The sequence below is a fragment of the Enterovibrio norvegicus FF-33 genome (assembly GCF_000286835.2).
GTDB lineage: Bacteria > Pseudomonadota > Gammaproteobacteria > Enterobacterales > Vibrionaceae > Enterovibrio > Enterovibrio norvegicus_A.
In genome coordinates, this window is record NZ_AJYD02000013.1 from 622,849 (window position 1) to 644,089 (window position 21,241).

A 21,241-nucleotide genomic window follows, 5' to 3' on the forward strand; every position below is an offset into this window, starting at 1 on the left:
TTGCTCCTTAAATTCGCTGCTCAATGATGCCACCGCCTAGGCAAACATCACCGGAATAAAATACCGCTGATTGACCTGGAGTTACCGCAGCTTGCGGCTCATCAAAGATGACTTTGATTTGGTCTCCATCAATGGGCTCGATGGTACATGATATGTCTTGTTGGCGGTATCGCGTTTTTACGGTGCACTTCAATGGTTCGGTCATCGTATGACGATCGACCCAATGCAGTTGACCAGCAATCAACCCATCTGAAAATAGACGTGGGTGATCATGACCTTGTGCAACAATAAGCACGTTACGCACGACATCTTTATCAACGACATACCAAGCCGCTTCTAGACCACCACCGCCTTTTTGCCCGCCAATATGCAAGCCTTTACGTTGACCCAATGTGTGGTACATCAAGCCTTGGTGTTCGCCTATTGCTTGACCTTCAGTGGTTTCGATAACACCCGGTTGTGCGGGTAAATATTTCGCCAAAAAGTCAGTGAATTTGCGCTCACCGATAAAGCAGATACCGGTTGAATCCTTCTTCTTTGCGGTGATCAGATCTTGCTCTTCTGCAATACGGCGTACTTCCGGTTTCTCTAGCTCGCCAACAGGGAACAGGCTGCGTGCAACTTGCTCGTGGCTCAGCGTATACAAGAAGTAGCTCTGGTCTTTGTTGTTATCGACGCCGCGAAGCATCTGTGCCGTTTCACCTTCCTGTGTAGGGAAGGTGCGGCGGACATAGTGACCCATTGCAATGTAATCAGCTTCTAGCACTTCGTCGGCAAATTCCAAGAAGGCTTTGAACTTGATTTCTTTGTTACAAAGAATGTCTGGGTTTGGCGTGCGCCCGGCTTTGTATTCAGTCAGGAAGTGCTCGAAGACGTTATCCCAGTATTCAGCTGCAAAGTTGATGGTGTGCATCTCAATACCAAGCTTGTCACAAACGGCTTGTGCATCGGCCAGATCTTCCGCTGCCGAGCAGTACTCGTCGTTATCGTCTTCTTCCCAGTTTTTCATGAAAAGGCCTTCTACCTGATAGCCTTGTTGCTTCAGTAAATAGGCGGACACTGAGGAGTCGACGCCGCCGGACATACCGACAATAACTTTTTTGCTGCTGTTATCTGACATGACGAAATTTCTAGCTCCAATTAAATCGGTGGCAGAGTTTACCAGAATCCTTTACGCGGTTACAGATGGGATGTTAGTCACAGTTTCACTCGCGCGAAGGCGGTGAAACTTCTCGCCATTCACCAGGTTGCAGACCTTCAACGGTCCATCCTGCCATTTGATAACGCACCAAACGTAACGTCGGGTGTCCAATGGCTGCGGTCATTCGACGAACCTGACGGTTTCGTCCTTCTTCTAACGTGATAGCAAGCCAAGTGGTTGGCACGGAAGGGCGGTGACGAATGGGCGGGTTTCGAGGCCACAATTCAGGCTCTTCCATCACTTCAACACCTGCTGGCAACGTCCAACCGTCATTGAGTTCCACGCCTTCACGAAGCTGTGCTATTGCTTCATTTGAAGGAATGCCTTCAACTTGTACCCAGTAGACTTTGGGTGACTTGGATTTTGGCTGAGTAAGACGTGCTTGCAAAATGCCGTCATTAGTAAGCACAAGTAGCCCTTCGCTGTCTTTGTCCAAGCGGCCGGCTGCATACACATCTTTGACAGAAATATAGTCTGCCAACGTCGAATCACTAGGCTCGCCGGTGAATTGTGTCAGGGTGTTGAAAGGTTTATTGAATATGATGACCTTTGTTGGCCCTTTTGGCCTTGCAGGTTTATCGGACCGACGACGTGAAGTGCGTCGGAAATCAGGGTTTGAAGCGGGCTTATTCACGCTTCTTTTCGATGTAGTTTTAAACGTCATGAAGTACTGTCAATCAGGTCTGGTAACAAATGAGACCTTGGTATTATACATGGAATAATGTGATTGGCGTGTTGCATGATTTACAGTATTCTTTTGCTCGCATGTTATACCAAACAGAACAATTACCTGACGTGCTACATCAGACTGTTAGCTCAATCTCAGCCTGTTGGGAAAATCGCAGCACGACGGCAAATTGTTCTGTTTGGTAAGCGCTAAATAGAAAATGGACGCTAGGAGAATTAAATGGAAAGCAAAGTAGTCGTACCAGCAGGTGAGAAAATTGCAGTTGAAAACGGCAAATTAGTCGTTCCTAACAATCCAATCATCCCTTACATCGAGGGTGACGGTATTGGTATTGATGTTAGCCCTGCAATGATCAAAGTTGTTGATGCGGCAGTAGAAAAAGCTTACGGCGGTGACCGTAAGATCTCCTGGATGGAAATCTACACCGGTGAGAAATCAACGCAGGTGTACGGTGAAGACGAGTGGTTGCCTACTGAAACACTGGATTTTGTTCGTGAATACAAAGTATCAATCAAAGGCCCTCTGACTACGCCAGTAGGCGGCGGCATTCGTTCTTTGAACGTGGCACTGCGCCAAGAGCTTGATCTGTACATTTGTGTTCGTCCAGTTCGTTACTTCTCTGGTGTACCAAGTCCAGTGAAGCAACCTGAACTGACTGACATGGTTATTTACCGTGAGAACTCAGAAGACATCTACGCAGGTGTTGAGTTTAAAGCAGGTACTGCAGAAGCCGATAAAGTGATCAAATTCCTGAAAGAAGAAATGGGTGCAACGAAAATCCGTTTTGACGAAGAATGTGGTATCGGTATCAAGCCTGTTTCTGAGCAAGGCACTAAGCGTTTGGTTCGCGCGGCGATTCAATACACGATTGACAACGATCGTGATTCAATGACGCTAGTTCACAAAGGCAACATCATGAAGTTCACCGAAGGTGCCTTCAAAGATTGGGGCTATGAAGTAGCAAAAGAAGAGTTTGGTGCAGAGTTGTTGGACGGTGGTCCATGGATGACGCTGAAAAACCCAAACACTGGCAAAGAAATTATCATTAAAGATGTCATTGCTGATGCGTTCCTGCAGCAAATCCTTCTGCGCCCTGCAGAGTATGATGTCATTGCAACCATGAACCTAAACGGCGATTACATCTCTGATGCATTGGCTGCTCAAGTTGGTGGTATCGGTATTGCACCTGGTGCAAACATCGGTGACGGCATTGCATTGTTCGAAGCAACGCACGGTACGGCTCCTAAGTATGCAGGCCAGGACAAAGTAAACCCTGGTTCTTTGATCCTTTCTGCAGAAATGATGCTTCGCCACATGGGTTGGACAGAAGCGGCTGACCTCATCATCAGTTCAATGGAAAAAGCGATCAGCAACAAGACTGTGACTTATGACTTTGAGCGTCTGATGGACGGTGCAACACTGCGTAAGTGTTCTGAGTTCGCACAAGACATGGTCGATCAAATGTAATCCATCATTCATTTATTGAGTGAGCGTTTTGATTGAACAAACCCAGCCTCGGCTGGGTTTTTTTGTCTCTGTGTACTTGCCAACTAAAGATTGTGTGTTCAACAAGTATTTGTTGGCTTTTAAATAGGTGCGTGAACGCGTGTCGCTGCCCTAAAACATCATGATTTATATGCGTTGAAAATCATCAACAAAACAGGAAAGCAATAATATCTCTTGTAAACAGACTGACGTTGAAGACTAGATTGAAGGTTACGCTGGGATATGCAGACTCATATGAAGCGCTAGGCCTGCAGCGTGGGAATATTGGGTATAGATGTGGGTGATGAGCGATTAATGGCGAGAGCGTCGTTTTAGGGGGCTTTGAAAGTAAAAAGAGCGAACTTGAGTTCGCTCTTTAAATGTCGACCTTCGGGCAGCAAAAAGATTGTAGCAACACTATTTTATTTTAGGGCTTCGTTTTCTACTGGAACAATTTCACTTGCGTGATAGCCTTTGGGGCCCTCTTGCACTTCATAGTTCACTGTTTGACCAGCTTTCAAAGTGCGATATCCATCCATCTGGATTGTTGAGTAGTGCGCGAAGATATCACCATCACCCTCATCAGGGCAGATAAAACCAAACCCTTTAGCATTGTTAAACCATTTAACCGTACCAGTTGCCATGCGAAACATCCCTCTTGCATTCAAATTGCATAACTATGAGTAAAACCAACATTTGCAATCATGTTACTCAATCGTAATTGATGCTGTATGTTTTTACTTCAATTCCCACTCTAGTAGAAAGATTTAGACAGTCAAGCGTCTGAACGTCTATATAACAACATTTTAATAAAAATAACCAGTGATGTGACGGAAGGATGATATGAGTATCATTTTGGTAGAATTTGTTTCATTAATACGACCATGTGTTACATGTAATACTTTGATCTAGGAGTATAATTTACAAACCCATCAGTTGAAAACACTACCATGACGACATCTATGCTCTTGGGGTGTATTGATAATGTTATGAAAAATATGAATTTAAACTTGGGAGTGTGCTTTAGTGGCTTAATGACTAAATACACCAGTTCAGATATATTCCTAGGGTGAATAATTCATGCTGAAACATTAATTACGAAAATTAACTTTATATTCCTCGAGACATTTTGTCATTTTTGAGGCATTGAGATGCAATGTGTTTTTGTATGGAATTTTTGACATGCTAGGTGGTTCACTTTGTAGTGCTGCCGTGGCTTACATACGAATTGCAAAATTTGCAATGCGAGTGGTGTCGCTTCATATTGGGTGAGACAAGGTGAATTTCAGTGAGAGGGTTCGAGCAACATGGCATTGTTATGGTTGCTGGAATACAATCTGTGGATTACGTTTTAAGTAGTGGTAGCAAATCTTGTGTTTGATATCTCAATCTACAAACCTGACGTATAAAACCTTGTTTTGTAAAGAACACTTGAGCTACCTTAAAGATTGTAAGCAGTTATGAGCAAAAAGTACGAATGGATAGTTCCGGATTCTGATGTAAAAGAAGCGGAAGAAACTAAAGTAAAGCCGCCATCCTTATATAAAGTGATGTTGAATAATGATGATTACACCCCCATGGAGTTTGTTGTAGAGATTTTGCAGCGTTTTTTCACCATGGACATAGAGAAAGCAACGCAAGTGATGTTAGCAGTTCATTACGAAGGAAAGGCTGTTTGTGGCGTTTACAGTGCGGAAGTTGCCGAGATGAAAGTCGCCCAGGTAATGATGTACGCAAAAGAACATCAACACCCATTGTTGTGCACAATGGAGAAAGCCTAAGAAGGAGAACTTGGTTTTCTCCGGCACGCCATAATGTGGTATTTGAGGGAGGTGCCTTATGCTAAATAAAGAACTCGAAGCAAGCCTGAACGGGGCTTTTGCTAGAGCACGTGAAAAACGTCATGAGTTTATGACAGTGGAACATTTGCTATTGGCGCTTCTGGAAAATGTGGCTGCTCGCGAAGCTTTGCTTGCGTGCCGCGCTGACCTTGATGCTTTGCGTAAAGAGCTAGAAGCATTTATTGAACAAACAACACCGCTCATCCCTGTCGATGACGACAATCGCGAGACTCAGCCAACCCTGAGTTTCCAGCGCGTGCTTCAGCGTGCTGTCTTCCATGTTCAATCTTCAGGCCGCAGCGAAGTGAGTGGCGCTAATGTGCTGGTGGCTATCTTTAGTGAACAAGAGTCCCATGCGGCCTATTTGCTGAAGAAAAACGATATTAGCCGACTCGATGTTGTTAACTACATTTCCCATGGCACGACAAAATCTTCTAGCAGTGATGATGAATTGCCTGGTGCTGATTTGTCATCAGAAGAAGCGGCTGTTGAAGGTGGTGAAGAGCGTCTTGAAAATTTCGCGACTAATCTAAACCAACTTGCCCGTGTCGGTGGCATTGATCCTTTGATTGGTCGAGACAAAGAACTTGAGCGAACAATTCAAGTACTTTGTCGTCGCCGTAAAAACAACCCGCTACTCGTCGGTGAAGCTGGCGTCGGTAAGACGGCGATTGCTGAGGGGCTAGCATGGCGGATTGTTGAAGGCCAAGTGCCGGAGATTATTCAAAACTGCGTCATTTACTCGCTCGATATAGGCTCTTTGTTGGCGGGTACTAAATACCGTGGCGACTTCGAAAAGCGTTTCAAAGGCATTTTGAAGCAGCTTGAAAAAGAAGAGCATGCGGTACTATTTATTGATGAAATTCATACCATCATTGGTGCTGGCGCAGCGTCAGGTGGTCAGGTAGACGCCGCTAACCTAATTAAGCCACTGCTTTCTAGCGGCAAACTTCGTTGCATCGGTTCGACCACTTATCAGGAATACAGCAGTATTTTTGAAAAAGAGCGAGCACTTGCGCGTCGCTTCCAAAAGATTGATGTGATTGAGCCTTCGATTGATGACACCACTAAAATTTTGATGGGTCTGAAATCGAAATACGAAGCTCACCACGAAGTGAGATATACCAACAAAGCGATTCGCGCTGCAGTTGAGCTATCAGCGAAATACATTAATGACCGTCATTTGCCGGATAAAGCCATTGATGTGATTGATGAAGCGGGAGCTCGCTGCCGTTTGGCGCCTGCAAACAAGCGTAAGAAGACGGTAGGCGTGGGTGATATTGAATCCATGATCGCCAGAATGGCGCGTATCCCTGAGAAGTCTATTTCTTCATCGGATCGCGAAGTGCTTCAATCGCTTGAGCATAAATTGAAAATGCTGGTGTTTGGGCAAGACGATGCCATTGGTGCGCTGTGTGAAGCGATTAAGCTAAGCAGAGCCGGTCTGGGTGCAGAAAACAAACCAGTAGGTTCATTTTTGTTTGCGGGCCCGACAGGGGTAGGTAAAACCGAAGTGACGGTGCAACTGGCTCGCGCTATGGGCATTGAGCTTCAGCGTTTTGATATGTCTGAGTACATGGAGCGTCATACTGTCAGTCGTTTGATTGGTGCGCCTCCTGGCTATGTTGGCTACGATCAAGGCGGTTTATTGACCGATGCTGTGATCAAACACCCTCACAGTGTTGTGCTGCTTGATGAAATCGAGAAAGCGCACCCTGATGTGTTTAACTTGCTTTTGCAGGTGATGGATAACGGTACGCTGACGGACAACAATGGCCGAAAAGCAGATTTCCGAAATGTCATCCTTGTGATGACGACGAATGCGGGCGTAACCGAAACGGTTCGTAAATCGATTGGTCTGATTCAGCAAGATCATAGCCTTGATGCTATGGCTGAGATCAAGAAAATGTTCTCACCAGAGTTCCGTAACCGTCTCGATAACATCATCTGGTTCAATCATCTTGATAAAGAAGTCATTCTTCAAGTGGTTGATAAATTTGTGGTCGAACTGCAAGCTCAGCTGGATGTTCGCGGCGTGTCTTTGGAAGTCACCGACAAAGCGAAATTCTGGTTAGCAGAGAAGGGCTATGACAAGTCAATGGGCGCACGTCCAATGGCTCGTGTGATGCAAGAACACGTTAAGAAAAATCTGGCCAACGAGTTGTTGTTTGGGTGTCTGGTCAACGGTGGCACGGTGAAAGTGGACGTGAAAAGCGATGCACTGACATTTAGCTTCAGCGATGAGATGGAACCTGCCTGATACAACTAGGTAGATTTACAGATTATAAATATGACAAAACCCGGCCTGAAAGCCGGGTTTTTCGTGTTCGCGAGACGTGATGATTAGCGCGCGCGGAAGATAATGCGTCCCTTCGACAGATCGTAAGGCGTCATTTCAACGGTAACTTTGTCACCGGTAAGGATACGGATGTAGTTTTTGCGCATCTTACCAGAGATGTGAGCAGTTACTACGTGGCCGTTCTCTAGTTCTACGCGAAACATGGTGTTTGGCAGGGTGTCCAGTACGGTACCTTGCAATTCAATTACGTCTTCTTTTGCCATTTAATCCTCTTAGGCTATCAATCAGCCAATTTTTGACTGGCAGATAATGCCTTGATTCGTTAAGTCTGTAAAGTTCAAGGCCGAAATTTTACTCTTTTGCTCTCTGGCTGACCAGTAAAAATCGGCTATCGGTTGCGGTTTGGGCTAAATACTTCATTCTGTGAAAGTCAAAGTGGGCATTCTGGCCGATTGACGTTGGGGTGATGTTTACTTTAAACCCTAGGGAGTTTGTTGCCATTGTCCCGCGACAAAACGCTGATGGGGTTTGAATTTTTGTTTATAACGCATTGCATCGCATTCATCTATTTGAAAACCTAAATAAAGCCAAGGCGTTTTGTTTTCTATGGCCACTTTTATTTGTGCTAACACGCACAGTGAGCCAAGTGACCAAGGGTGGTCTGGGTCAAAAAAGCTGTAGATAGCGCTGTATCCCTGCTCCAGAACATCCGTGACGGCAATCGCTATTAATTTCCCTTGGTCAAAAAGGTGAAGGAATTTTGAGTCTTGCCAGTCACTTTGCACAAAAGAAAGAAAATCATGTTTGTTTGCAGGATACATAGAGCCCTGCTGATGACGCTTGTTGATGTAGCGTTCGTACAATGAGAACCATTCATCATCTAACGTGTCTTGAAGTCGAACATCAAGGCGAGAGAGCTGGTTAATTTGACGTTTCTGGCTTTTGGACGGTGTGAAACCAAACGTGTCTACGCGCAGTGAATGGCATGCACTGCATTCACCGCAGTGAGGACGATAGATGTTGCTGCCACTGCGGCGAAAGCCAGACTGAATGAGGGCATTGTAGCCATCCATGTTGTGAAGTTCGGGATCTAGCACAACCGCGATGGACTCTTGCCTGTCCGGCAGATAGGAACACGACGACGGCGCCATGACTCCAACACGAAACGATCGTTTCACCATGGTGTTATTGTCCATTGAGATCACCACTGATCCACTGAGACTGAAAAAGCGTGGCATCAGTAATGCGATGTTTCAGCTGGTTAAGTCGTTGGATGAAATCAGCACGTGGCAGAGGTTGTGCGCCTAAAGAGGCGAGGTGCTCAGTCATCATTTGGCAGTCGATCAATCGGCCGCCATGTTGCTTGAAGTGTTCGCAGAAACGCCAAAGTGCTGTTTTAGATGCGTTGGTTTGTAGGGAGAACATAGATTCTCCGCAAAACAGTCCTCCTATTCCCACACCGTATAAGCCGCCTACCAATGTGTCACCTTGCCAAACTTCGACACTGTGTGCACCACCAAGTCGATGCAGTTTTTTGTAGGCTTCGCGCATTTCGTGCGTGATCCAAACTTGATGGGCTCCACGGATCAGCGCGCATTGCTCGATAACGTCGTCAAATCGATGATTGATCGAAACACGAAAGCCTTGCTTACGTGCAAACTTCCTCAGGCTTTTGCTAGGGACGAACGTTGTCGGGTCGATGACTGCCCGCTCAGACGGTGACCACCAAAGATAAGGTTCTTCATTGCCAAACCATGGAAAGATTCCATGCTCATAAGCCGCCCTAAGGCGTTGTGGTGACAGATCACCACCAATGGCAAGAAGTCCATCAGGATCATCCAACGCGCTGCTCACAGGCGGAAATAGCTCTGGGTCGTTGTCATCCAGTGGCGGTAAATATATGGTCATAGCTAGTATGGGTTCCTGTTCCCGGTTGCAAAAAAGGGAGCCGAGGCTCCCTTAATTATACAAACTCATGCCGATTACTGAATACGTTGAAGCAGGTTAGTGTAACGCCCACCGGCAGCCTTCAAGCTTTGATGGTCACCTTGCTCAATAATTCGGCCTTCATCCATTAAACACACAGTGTCCATGTCTTTGAGGCCAACTAAGCGATGGGTGATAAACAGAACCGTTTTGCCTTTTGCATGCTCAAGAAGCAAAGACAGAATCTGCTGCTCGGTTTTGACATCAAGCCCTTCGGTTGGCTCGTCCAGCAGCAAGATAGGCGCATCGCGCAATAGTGCACGCGCAATCCCTAAGCGGCGGCGTTCTCCCCCTGATAATTGTCGACCGCCGTCGCCAAGCCAAACGTCCAAGCCGGGACCATCCAAAAGATCGGAAAGTCCGACTTGCTCAATCACTGAGATCAATTCTTCGTCTGTTGCAGTTGGCTTTGCCATAGAGAGGTTGTTACGCAATGCACCATTAAAGATGTCGACACGTTGGCTAACAACAGCGATGGACGCTCTAAGCGCCGACTCACGCCACGCAGTTAGAGGTTGACCATCTATGCTAACCGTTCCTTGTGAGGGGTCCCAAGAGCGTGTGAGGAGCTGCAGCAGGGTTGACTTACCACACCCGGTGCGACCAAGCAGCGCCACTTTCTCACCGACTTTGATGGTAAGCGATACGGAATCAACCGCAGGCTTATCTGCGCAATGGTAAGAATAGCTTACGTCTTGGAACTCAATTTGCCCCTTAGCCGTATTGTTGTAACCCATTGGGTCGAATTGAGTTTCAGGCGTTGCTTCGATGATCTCGTTCAATCGTTTAGCAGAGGTCATTGTTTGGCTTAAATACTGGAATGCGCCGGCAACGGGCATCATCAACTCAAAGCTTGCCATCGTCGTAAACGCCACCATCGCCACCATAGGGTTCGGGAAGTTCCCGCCTACACCATCAGCAGCTATCCAAAGCATCAACACCAAGGTTAATCCATTTGCGGCGAGCAATATCCCATTCGCTAAACCCGTCACGCCTGCCATTTGACGTTGCGCGCCAAGTAGCCGCTTTTCAGCATCATGCGCGCGTTCGCGGAACCTATCTGCTGCACCAAAGATTTGCAGTTCAGCGTGCCCTTGGAGCCAATCAACGAGTGAAATTCGAAGCTCAGACTTTGCACGTGTAATTTCTTCCCCATGTGGGCCACCAAGACGGTAAAACACCACGGGCAGTATTAACATGAGCGACAGAAGAATCACACCGAGCGTGAGTCCCAGTTTTGGATCGAACCAATATAGGAAGCCGCTAACACAAAATATGCCGAGCACGCCGACAAACAATGGGCTGATAAGGCGAAGATAGACATGGTCCATCGCATCCACATCGGCAACCAATCGATTGAGAATATCGGCATCACGTAAGTTACCCACTTTGCCAGGGATCAGCGGTGTGAGTTTGTCGAAGAAGAAAATACGAAGATCTGCGAGCAGTTTGAATGTGGCGTTGTGGCTGACAACGCGTTCGCCCCATCGCCCAGCAGTACGTGCAATCGAAAAACCACGAACACCCGCAGCGGGTAACATGTAATTAAAATTGCTCGCCGCCGCAAGTCCCGCTACCGCCGACGCGGCAATAAACCAACCGGACAGAGTGAGTAGACTGATCGCAGAGGCCAGGGTCGCAAACGAAAGTAGCATGCCTAACAGCAAACCAAACCAATGCTTTTTGTAGAGTTTAAGAAAAGGAATGAGATCACGCATCAAGGTCACTCCTGTCAACCGCTTGGATCATTTCAGCAAATGTACCTTCGTGTTTAAGCGCTTCAAATGGGCCTTGTTGTACCAACTTACCTTTGCTCATCACCAAAATGTTATCTGTGGTACCAAGCTGATCGATACGATGGCTCACGAGCAATGTGGTGGTGTCTTTCGTGGCTTTGTTCAGACTGTCCATCACTAATCGCTCGCTCGACGCATCAAGACTCGCTGTCGGTTCATCTAATAACCAGAACTGACCATCTTGTAGCAGCGCACGTGCCACCGCAATACGTTGCGCTTGGCCGACGGACAAACCACTTGCGCGATCGCCCACGTGGTGCAAGTAGCCTTGGTCGAGGTGTTGAATGAACTCATCAGCATAGGCGGCTTTCGTTGCACGTTGGATCTGATCATCGGTCGCCAATGGTGCAGGAAGACAGATATTGTCCTTGATACTGCCATGGAAAAGTTGAGGGTTTTGACCGACCCAGCTGACTTGTTTACGCCAATGCGCTAAATCAGCCTGATTAAGTTCTATACCGTTGATTTTCAGGCTACCACGATAAGGCAAAAAGCCAAGTAGGGCGTTAATAAGGCTGGTTTTACCGGCTCCGCTTTGGCCAACTAAAGCCACGCGCTCGCCAGCTTTGATGTCAAAGCTAAGCGGGCCGGCCAATATCACGCCATCAGGACTGAGTACTTCAAGATCTGTTGCTTTGATTGCCACGATATTTGCGGGGATTTTTGCTGTACCTGATGCTTGATGCTCTGGCTCGGCATCGAGGAAATTAACAATAGATTCTGCTGCACCAATCGCTTGCGCTTTCGCGTGGTAATACGTACCGAGATCGCGCAAAGGCTGGTAAAACTCAGGGGCGAGAACCAGAACGAAAACACCAACAAACAGTGAAATGCCTAAGCCATAGTGACCGAAATTCAGCTCGCCAATGTAACTAAAACCAAAGTAAACAGCCGTGATAGCAATGGACAGTGATGTAAAGAACTCTAGTACTGCTGATGAGAGAAACGCCAAGCGCAATACTTCCATTGTGCGTTTGCGAAAATCTTCAGAGGCGACCTTGAGATAGTTACTTTCAGCTTCAGCCTGATCAAATAGTCTGATGGTAGCGAGACCTCGTAGACGATCATAAAAGTGGCCAGAAAGGCGTTGTAGTGCCTTAAAGTTGCGTCGGTTTGCGTCAGCAGCTCCCATACCAACCAGTGCCATGAAAAACGGCACTAATGGCGCTGTAAGCATGAAGATAAGCCCAGCGGCCCAGTTAAGGGGGAAGACGACGAGCAGGATGACAAAAGGTATGAGACCTGCGATTGCCATTTGCGGTAAATAACGCGCAAAGAAATCTTGCATATCTTCGACTTGCTCTAGCACCAAGCTTGCCCAAGAACCGGCAGGTTTACCTTGGATAGTTGCAGGTCCCAGTGTCTGGAGCTTATCAAGAATAAGATGACGAACGTGAAGACGCACGGCTTCCCCTGCGCGATAGCCGGCTTGTTCTTTCCCCCAACTGCAAACTGCACGAAGACAAACAATGATCGCCAATCCGACGAAAGAAAGCCAAATATCGGATTTGTCGGTTTTCTCTATGATGAGTTCGTGAAGAATATTGGCAAGTAATGCGGCTTGGGCGATCAAAAAAAGACCAGACAGAAATGCCAAGCCAATCGCTGCGATGAGCCAGGTTTTGCCAAGCTTACTTTGCCCTTTGAGCCACTGGACAAGCGAGCGTTGTTTCTTTTTATCCATAGTACTTCTTGGTTTTATTATTCCACGGCACTTGAGCATGACTTCAGTGATGCAATCTCAATGGTTGCCTTGGAGTAAAGGAAGGCTAAATTGGCAAAAATATAGGCCCATAAATGGGCCTAGAAACGCGAATTACTTATTGCTTTCTAACGCATCAAGGAAGCGTTCTGCATCCAGTGCAGCCATGCAACCTGTACCTGCAGAGGTGATGGCTTGGCGATAGATGTGATCCATGACGTCACCCGCCGCAAAAACACCGTCAACGCTGGTTTGAGTCGCGTTGCCTTCAAGGCCTGATTGCACTTTGATGTAACCATTGTGCATGTCCAGTTGGCCTTCAAAGATGCTGGTATTTGGTTTATGGCCAATGGCCACGAACAAGCCCATGACTTCCAGATCTTGCGTTACGTCAGATTGGGTTTCTTTGATTCGAACGCCAGTCACGCCCATGTCGTCACCCAAGACTTCGTCAAGGACACGATCGGTGTGAAGAGTAATGTTACCGTTCTCGACTTTATCCATCAGGCGACTAACCAAGATCTTTTCGGCACGGAAAGTGTCACGACGGTGAATAAGGTGTACTTCAGAAGCAATATTAGACAAGTACAGTGCTTCTTCAACTGCCGTGTTACCACCACCGATGACCGCGACTTTTTGATTGCGATAAAAGAAGCCATCACACGTTGCGCACGCTGAAACGCCGCGACCTTTGAATTTTTCCTCAGACTCCATACCCAAGTATTGAGCAGAAGCGCCGGTTGCAATGATTAGTGCATCACAGGTGTATTCGGCACTGTCGCCTTTTAGGCGAAAAGGACGCTGAGTCAGATCGGTTTCATTGATGTGATCGAAAATGATTTCGGTATCAAATTTTTCCGCATGCTCTTTCATGCGCTCCATCAGAGCGGGACCAGTTAACCCTTCAGCATCCCCTGGCCAGTTCTCGACCTCTGTGGTGGTCGTTAGCTGACCGCCCTGTTGCATCCCTGTCACCATGACTGGCGTAAGGTTAGCGCGCGCAGCATAGACTGCAGCGGTGTAACCTGCAGGACCTGAACCTAAGATAAGAAGGCTTGAATGCTTTACGTTGCTCATTATTTCTCCGGATGGATTGAGTGTTATGTAATGAGAGAGATTGTAGGGAAAATGTGTTGCTAAAGAAAGAGCACCTTGCGGTGCCCTTCATGGAATTGTGTTATCTGTTATTACTTGAAGATTATGCGAGCGCAACTCTTGGATCGAGGTAATCGAGATCAAAGGCTTCTGCAACTTCTTTGATGGTGACGTTGCCGTTAATCACATTTAGACCTTTCAGCAGACCTTCATTACTAAGCAGTGCATCTCGATACCCCATATTTGCCAGTTTCACAATGTAGGGCAAGGTAGCGTTATTCAATGCAAAGGTAGAAGTTCGTGCTACGGCTCCTGGCATGTTTGCTACGCAATAATGAACGACATCGTCCACGATATATGTCGGATCAGCGTGGGTTGTTGCATGCGAAGTCTCGAAACAACCACCTTGGTCAATCGCAACGTCGACAACGGCAGAGCCCGGTTTCATTCTTGCGATGTGATCGGCCGTCACCAATTTTGGTGCTGCTGCACCGGGAATTAGCACTGCTCCGATGACCAAATCTGCGGCGAGAACGTGTTTTTCAAGAATTTCTTCTGTGGAATAGAGTACTTTCGCGCGTCCCTGAAACTCTTCATCTAATGATCTTAGCGTATCAATGTTGCGATCTAAGATGGAAACATCAGCGCGCATACCCACTGCCATACGCGCTGCATTGGAGCCAACAACGCCACCACCCAAGACCACAATTTTCGCGGGTTCTACGCCTGGTACGCCGCCTAGAAGCATTCCTGCGCCACCACGAGATTTTTCTAGTGCCTGTGCACCTGCCTGAATCGACATGCGACCAGCGACTTCTGACATCGGCGCCAAAAGTGGTAGTCGACCTTTAGAATCTGTTACGGTTTCATAGGCTATACAGACAGCTTTGCTCTTGATAAGGTCTTGTGTCTGTGGAAAATCTGGTGCAAGGTGCAAATAGGTAAACAAAATTTGCCCTTCGCGAAGTAAGGCTCGTTCAACGGCCTGCGGCTCTTTAACTTTGACAATCATTTCAGCAGTGGCAAACACTTCTTCTGCGCTTGGAAGAATAGAAGCACCAGCATTGATGTAATCGTCATCGCTAAAGCCAATGCCCATGCCTGCCTGTGACTGGACGTACACAGCGTGGCCACGGGAAACAAGCTCGCGTACGCTGGCAGGAACCATGCCGACTCGATACTCGTGGTTCTTAATCTCTTTAGGTACACCAATGATCATCCTGATTCCTCGCTTCTTTATAGAGTTATTAGCTGTTGTTTTGTAGTATTATTGTATTTAGAGCTAGTATAGTTCGCGGAAAGCCAGATTTGATGCTAAAAATATAAGTTATGTTAATGAAAATGGCATTTTACATTGCAAGGACGTAAGAAGGTGGAATAAAAAATGGTTGACGCCAAAAAGAAACCCTCCAAGGAATTGGATCGCATTGACAGAAATATCCTTAATGAGCTTCAAAAAGATGGTCGCGTATCAAACGTTGAACTGTCTAAGCGAGTAGGACTGTCGCCAACACCCTGTCTTGAGCGCGTTCGTCGCCTAGAAAGACAAGGTTATATCAGTGGTTACACTGCGTTGTTGAACCCTCAGTTCCTCGATGCATCACTGTTGGTATTTGTAGAAATCACACTTAACCGTGGTGCACCGGATGTGTTCGAACAGTTTAACAAGGCCGTTCAGCAGCTCGAAGATATCCAGGAGTGTCATTTGGTATCGGGCGATTTCGACTATTTGCTTAAAACCCGCGTATCGGACATGTCGGCGTATCGTAAACTTTTGGGTGAGACGTTACTTCGTCTGCCAGGTGTGAACGACACTCGTACGTATGTCGTCATGGAAGAAGTGAAGCAAACTAACCATTTGGTCATCAAAACGCGTTAAAAAGCTCACATCCCTCAAACAAAGAGGGCTGACATTAGTGTTATATTCGATAAACCGAGTAGCTTGCTGCTCGGTTTGTTTTTTTGTTTGGTGTACACTTTTGCAAGTAAAGGGCGTTGAAAGAGGAAATAAGGCTATTTCTTCCTTCGTGTCTTCGGCAAATAATGAATAATTACAAAGCCATCGCGTCCATTTTGGGGCTTAAATTTAGAAAGATAGGTGATAATGGAGTTCTTCTTGCGTCAGGAGCAGAAACAGACAGACACCTCACGTCGTTTAAACGGGAAACAACGTTTAAAAGAAAGCGCACTTATTCTCGCGCTCTTGTCTGCTGTGTTCATGTTAGTGTCCCTTCTTAGTTACGACTCCTCCGATCCTTCATGGTCACAGACCGCTTGGGATGGACCGGTGCAAAACGCAGCAGGCAGTACAGGCGCATGGGTTGCAGACACGTTTTTCTTTGCGCTGGGTACGTTGGCGTATCCCATGCCATTCTTGCTTCTTCTTGGTGGTTGGGTTGTATTTCGTCGTCGTGGCGAATCGGAGCCACTGAACTACACCATCTTGGCCACCAAAATCTTGGGTGTTGCTCTGCTTCTATTAACGAGTACCGCGTTGGCAGATCTGAATTTCGATGACTTCTGGTATTTTTCTTCCGGTGGCGTTGTGGGTGATGTACTGACGGCACTCTCTTTGCCGTTGTTTAACCTACTAGGTTCCACACTGATATTGATGTTTCTGTGGGCGGCCGGTTTTACCTTGTTTACAGGTATATCATGGTTAACCATCGTCGATACGCTGGGGGAGAAAACCCTCTCTTCTATCACATGGGTTGTGAATCGTATTCGCGGTGATAAACCTCAAACATTGGGTGCCACGATAGATACAACAAATGTCGACGTGTCTGATCCACTGTTTGCTGATCCAACGAGAGATGGCGACCAGCGTGAGCTGGTAGACATTGCAGCGCTGAGCAAAGTCCAACGTGTGAATGAACTGGTTGATTCAAGTGCGCGCAGTGGCATGCCAGTAATCCATTCACCAGCACCAGTGATTGTCGAACGTAAAGAACCAAGCATGACGATGGAATCCAGCCCTGAGGTTGTGATTGCCCCGTCACCAGCTCCGGTCTTTGAAAGCGTTGTTGATAATAACGCTGACGTTGAAGTTAGTCATGACGACATCAGCAATGATGACGTGGAGACATCTGTTCAGCCTAGCGGTGACGTCGATGCCTTGATGATGGATGCACCTACGCCTTCTGAATCGATAGTTGAAACACCGCCTGTTGATCTTGATGAGAGTGCTATTGAAGCCGAGACAGCGGAAGGAAATTCGATGAATGTCGATGTTGTCGAACTTAACGACGAGTCTCGTCCTGACGTTGCTATTGGCAACACAGATGGTCTATCAGAACTAGATAGGGCACAAGCCATGTCCGTGATCCCTGATGATGAAGACCCATTCCAGCAGACTATCCGTGAAGCTCAGAAGAATGCCGCTGGTGCGTTACACCCATTTTTGGTCAAAGATGAGCCGAACGTACCCAGACCTAAAGAACCTCTGCCAACCCTTGATTTGTTGGACCCGCCGCGTAACACCGCGACACGGGCAACAGACGAAGAACTTCAGTACCAAGCGCGTCTTATCGAAACGCGATTGGAAGAGTACAAGATTAAAGTGACCGTGATGGGTATATTCCCAGGCCCAGTTATCACACGTTTCGAATTAGAACTTGCACCAGGCGTCAAAGTCAGCCGCATCATGGGACTATCAAAAGACATCGCCCGCTCTCTTTCGACGAGCGCCGTGCGTGTAGTCGATGTGATCCCAGGCAAACCCTATATCGGTCTAGAGTTACCGAACACCAGTCGTGAAACTGTGTTTATGTCAGATGTGGTGGCGAGCGAGCGCTTCCAATCGTCGAAATCACCGCTTTCTGTGGTATTGGGTAAAGATATTGCAGGCGAAGCGATCGTGACTGATCTTGCCAAAGCGCCTCACATGCTGGTGGCAGGTACCACAGGTTCAGGTAAATCGGTCGGTGTGAATGTCATGATCGTCAGCATGTTGTACAAAGCGGGCCCAGAAGATGTTCGCTTCATCATGATTGACCCTAAAATGCTCGAATTGTCCGTCTATGAAGGTATCCCGCATCTGCTAACCGAAGTGGTTACTGACATGAAAGACGCGGGCAACGCGTTGCGTTGGTGTGTGGCCGAGATGGAACGCCGCTACAAACTCATGTCTATGCTCGGTGTGAGAAACATCGGTGGCTTCAACGAAAAAGTGAAAGAAGCTGCTGATGCCAATCATCCTATTCCCGATCCACTGTGGAGTCCGGGTGACAGCATGGACGAAACGGCGCCTTCACTGGAAAAACTGCCTTATATCGTTGTAATTGTCGATGAGTTCGCTGATCTGATGATGGTTGTGGGCAAGAAGGTTGAAGAGCTAATTGCTCGTCTGGCGCAAAAAGCGCGTGCCGCAGGTATTCACCTTGTGTTGGCTACGCAGCGCCCGTCAGTGGATGTGATCACGGGTCTTATCAAAGCCAATATTCCAACACGTGTGGCTTTTACTGTATCAACCAAAACTGACTCACGCACCATTCTTGACCAAGGTGGCGCTGAATCATTGCTGGGTATGGGTGACATGCTCTTTATGCCAAACGGCTCGAACCATCCAGCGCGTGTCCATGGTGCTTTCGTCAATGATGATGAAGTTCACCGTGTTGTGAGTAACTGGAAAGCACGGGGTAAACCGCAATACATTACCGACATTACCAATGGTGACCAAGGCTCAGAAGGCTTGTTACCGGGCGAAGCTGCCGAAGGTGGTGAAGAGTTGGATCAACTGTTCGATCAGGTGGTTGAATTTGTGACTGAATCTCGCCGTGCGTCAGTCTCTGGCGTACAGCGTCGCTTTAAAATTGGTTACAACCGTGCTGCGCGAATCGTAGAACAACTGGAAGTGCAGGGCATTGTCAGCGCACCAGGCCATAACTCAAATCGAGAGGTGTTGGCTCCGCCACCACCGCCAAGAGATTGATTGGAAAAATAGAATGAGAAAGATGTTGATGTCCTTACTGCTGGTAGCGCCAGCAGTATTTGCAACACCCCAGCAAGAATTAAACACTCGCTTAGGTAAATTAAACAACTTTACGGCTAGCTTCGAGCAGAGAGTGACGAGCCCTGAAGGAGAGCTGATCAGTGAAGGCGAAGGCAAACTTGCCATGAAACGTCCTAACTTGTTCAACTGGGAAACGGTGCGACCGGATGAAAACATCCTTGTTTCAGACGGTAAAACCTTGTGGTACTACAGCCCGTTTATTGAGCAAGTCACTGCCATGTGGTTGGAAGATGCAACGTCGCAAACACCGTTTGTTCTGCTAACGCGTAATGACCCGAAAGACTGGAACAATTACAACGTGAAGCAAGACGGAGATACTTTCGTTTTGTCGCCAAAGCAAGCCAGTAATCTGGGTGAGTTTATCGTCGATGTGCGCACCGATGGGCGTATCACAGAGTTTGCTGTTGTAGAACAAGATGGCCAAACCAGTCGTTTTGAGCTTGAAAATATCAAGAATGTGTCGCCAAGTGCTTCACTTTTCAGCTTTACTGTTCCTGAAGGGGTAGAGCTGGACGATCAACGTCAATAATCTCGACAGGCGCTGGTCCTCTTAGCGCCTTTTGCACCCAATCGCATTTTTATTATTGAGTGAGGTGTTTGCCTTAGCCATGCTAAGTTAACACCTTGCAACCTCTAACCGAGAGTCCTGTTTGTGAGTAATTTCAGTCTGGAATTTGCGGACGATTTTCGCCCCCTCGCTGCCCGTATGCGGCCAACCAATCTTTCCGAATACATTGGTCAAAAACATCTTTTAAGCGAAGGAAAGCCGTTGCGTCGCGCACTCGAAAGCGGTCAACTGCATTCCATGATTTTATGGGGACCGCCAGGCACCGGGAAAACCACGTTAGCGGAAGTCGCTGCGGGTTATGCCGATGCTGAAATCGAGCGTGTTTCGGCAGTGACCTCTGGGGTCAAAGACATACGTATTGCGATTGATAAGGCCAAAGAAAGCAAGCTGGTTGGGCGCAGGACCATACTGTTTGTTGATGAGGTGCATCGCTTTAACAAAAGCCAGCAAGATGCATTTCTGCCACATATAGAAGATGGCACCGTCACCTTTATTGGTGCAACAACGGAAAACCCTTCGTTTGAACTGAATAATGCACTGCTTTCGCGTGCACGGGTTTACAAACTCAAGTCGCTCGACAAAGAAGATATTCTTGAAGTCATTGAACAAGCCCTGACGGACAAAACCCGTGGCTTGGGCAATGAAAAATTGAGTTTTCCGTCAGATGTTAAAGAACAGTTGGCCAACTTTACCTCGGGTGATGCGCGGATGACGCTCAACTACCTTGAAATGTTGTCTGATATGGCAGAAGCGGATGACAAAGGCGACAAGCTCATCACGCTAGAGCTGTTGGCAGAAGTGGCAGGTGAAAAAGTTGCAAGGTTCGATAACAAAGGCGATCTTTGGTACGACTTGATTTCGGCGTTTCATAAATCTGTTCGAGGCTCTGATCCTGACGCTGCATTGTATTGGTATGCGCGAATTATTACTGCAGGTGGTGATCCTCTATACGTGGCAAGACGTTTGCTAGCGATAGCCTCGGAAGACATAGGGAATGCCGACCCAAGAGCGATGCAAATTGCCATCAGTGCGTGGGATTGTTTCACGCGCGTGGGTCCGTCGGAAGGCGAGCGAGCCATTGCACAAGCGACGGTTTATTTGGCCTGCGCTCCGAAAAGCAATGCGGTATACACGGCCTGGAAACAAGCCCTGTCAGATGCCAAAATGCACCCAGACTATGAAGTACCCAACCATCTGCGTAATGCCCCCACGAATTTAATGAAAGACTTGGGTTACGGTGAAGGGTACCGCTACGCCCATGATGAGCCAAATGCTTACGCGGCTGGTGAGAGCTATTTCCCTCAAGAAATGAAAGGTACGCGATACTACCAACCCGTAAATCGTGGCCTTGAAATTAAAATCGCTGAGAAGTTGGCATTTCTTGACCAGTTAGATGTAAATAGCCCGCAAAAACGCTAGGAAAAAGAGGGTATTTTGGGTATTGTTTAAGCCAATTAATACCCTCTATTTTCAATGGTAATATCATCAAATAGTGGGCTAAGCACCTTTCATATTGGCGTTGTCATAGTAGTGCGTGGCAGCGTTAAATTTTTCAGGCACTGTTAGATA

General features: G+C 47.2%; 17 protein-coding genes. 7 read left to right on the forward strand and 10 right to left on the reverse strand.

Annotation, left to right across the window (positions count from 1 at the left end):
• Positions 1-7: 7 nt before the first annotated feature.
• Together mnmA and A1OO_RS05140 are read right to left on the reverse strand one after the other, a co-directional pair.
• Positions 8-1,120: a tRNA 2-thiouridine(34) synthase MnmA gene (gene mnmA / locus A1OO_RS05135; RefSeq protein WP_017004813.1), complete on the reverse strand. Its 1,113-nt coding sequence runs from the start codon at positions 1,118-1,120 to the stop codon at positions 8-10.
• Positions 1,121-1,205: 85 nt separating this feature from the next.
• Complete coding sequence (locus A1OO_RS05140) at positions 1,206-1,865, reverse strand: pseudouridine synthase (protein WP_017004814.1); 660 nt, start codon at positions 1,863-1,865, stop codon at positions 1,206-1,208.
• Positions 1,866-2,108: 243 nt separating this feature from the next.
• On the opposite strand from A1OO_RS05140, the gene icd reads away from it, so the two are divergent.
• Positions 2,109-3,356: an NADP-dependent isocitrate dehydrogenase gene (icd, locus tag A1OO_RS05145; RefSeq protein WP_017004815.1), complete on the forward strand. Its 1,248-nt coding sequence runs from the start codon at positions 2,109-2,111 to the stop codon at positions 3,354-3,356.
• Between the two features lie 440 nt (positions 3,357-3,796).
• On the opposite strand, the gene cspD is transcribed toward icd, so the two are convergent.
• Positions 3,797-4,018 (reverse strand): cold shock domain-containing protein CspD, encoded by a 222-nt coding sequence (gene cspD, locus A1OO_RS05150; protein WP_016961514.1) that lies wholly within the window; start codon positions 4,016-4,018, stop codon positions 3,797-3,799.
• 816 nt (positions 4,019-4,834) lie between these two features.
• Between cspD and clpS the strand changes: the two genes are divergently transcribed.
• Together clpS and clpA are read left to right on the forward strand one after the other, a co-directional pair.
• On the forward strand, positions 4,835-5,155 hold the full coding sequence (gene clpS, locus A1OO_RS05155) for an ATP-dependent Clp protease adapter ClpS (protein ID WP_016961515.1): 321 nt from the start codon (positions 4,835-4,837) through the stop codon (positions 5,153-5,155).
• 58 nt (positions 5,156-5,213) lie between these two features.
• On the forward strand, positions 5,214-7,475 hold the full coding sequence (gene clpA / locus A1OO_RS05160; RefSeq protein WP_016961516.1) for an ATP-dependent Clp protease ATP-binding subunit ClpA: 2,262 nt from the start codon (positions 5,214-5,216) through the stop codon (positions 7,473-7,475).
• Between the two features lie 83 nt (positions 7,476-7,558).
• Here the strand turns inward: clpA and infA are convergent, their stop codons facing one another.
• From infA to ald, 7 genes are all read right to left on the reverse strand, one after another.
• The gene (gene infA, locus A1OO_RS05165) at positions 7,559-7,777 is read right to left on the reverse strand and encodes a translation initiation factor IF-1 (RefSeq protein ID WP_016961517.1); all 219 of its coding nucleotides are present in this window, start codon (positions 7,775-7,777) and stop codon (positions 7,559-7,561) included.
• A 219-nt stretch (positions 7,778-7,996) separates the two neighbouring features.
• On the reverse strand, positions 7,997-8,710 hold the full coding sequence (locus tag A1OO_RS05170) for an arginyltransferase (protein WP_016961518.1): 714 nt from the start codon (positions 8,708-8,710) through the stop codon (positions 7,997-7,999).
• Entirely contained in the window at positions 8,700-9,422 is a 723-nt protein-coding gene (aat, locus tag A1OO_RS05175; protein WP_016961519.1) for a leucyl/phenylalanyl-tRNA--protein transferase, read from the reverse strand. The genes A1OO_RS05170 and aat overlap by 11 nt, the downstream gene beginning before the upstream one ends.
• Positions 9,423-9,496: 74 nt before the next feature.
• Positions 9,497-11,218, reverse strand: a complete 1,722-nt coding sequence (gene cydC / locus A1OO_RS05180; RefSeq protein WP_017004816.1) for a heme ABC transporter ATP-binding protein/permease CydC — start codon at positions 11,216-11,218, stop codon at positions 9,497-9,499.
• The gene (cydD, locus tag A1OO_RS05185; protein WP_017004817.1) at positions 11,211-12,980 is read right to left on the reverse strand and encodes a heme ABC transporter permease/ATP-binding protein CydD; all 1,770 of its coding nucleotides are present in this window, start codon (positions 12,978-12,980) and stop codon (positions 11,211-11,213) included. The genes cydC and cydD overlap by 8 nt, the downstream gene beginning before the upstream one ends.
• Before the next feature lie 132 nt (positions 12,981-13,112).
• Positions 13,113-14,075, reverse strand: a complete 963-nt coding sequence (gene trxB / locus A1OO_RS05190) for a thioredoxin-disulfide reductase (RefSeq protein ID WP_016961522.1) — start codon at positions 14,073-14,075, stop codon at positions 13,113-13,115.
• Between the two features lie 121 nt (positions 14,076-14,196).
• Positions 14,197-15,312 carry an alanine dehydrogenase gene (gene ald / locus A1OO_RS05195; RefSeq protein ID WP_017004818.1) on the reverse strand — a complete coding sequence of 372 codons (1,116 nt, stop codon included), beginning with the start codon at positions 15,310-15,312 and terminating at the stop codon, positions 14,197-14,199.
• Between the two features lie 165 nt (positions 15,313-15,477).
• Here ald and lrp point away from each other — a divergent pair, with 165 nt between their 5' ends.
• From lrp to A1OO_RS05215, 4 genes are all read left to right on the forward strand, one after another.
• Positions 15,478-15,972, forward strand: coding sequence for a leucine-responsive transcriptional regulator Lrp (gene lrp / locus A1OO_RS05200; RefSeq protein ID WP_016961524.1), 495 nt, complete (start codon positions 15,478-15,480; stop codon positions 15,970-15,972).
• A 225-nt stretch (positions 15,973-16,197) separates the two neighbouring features.
• Entirely contained in the window at positions 16,198-19,023 is a 2,826-nt protein-coding gene (locus tag A1OO_RS05205; protein WP_017004819.1) for a DNA translocase FtsK, read from the forward strand.
• A gap of 13 nt (positions 19,024-19,036) precedes the next feature.
• Positions 19,037-19,633, forward strand: coding sequence for an outer membrane lipoprotein chaperone LolA (gene lolA / locus A1OO_RS05210; protein WP_026024052.1), 597 nt, complete (start codon positions 19,037-19,039; stop codon positions 19,631-19,633).
• 123 nt (positions 19,634-19,756) lie between these two features.
• Complete coding sequence (locus A1OO_RS05215; RefSeq protein ID WP_026024053.1) at positions 19,757-21,091, forward strand: replication-associated recombination protein A; 1,335 nt, start codon at positions 19,757-19,759, stop codon at positions 21,089-21,091.
• Positions 21,092-21,241: the final 150 nt, after the last annotated feature.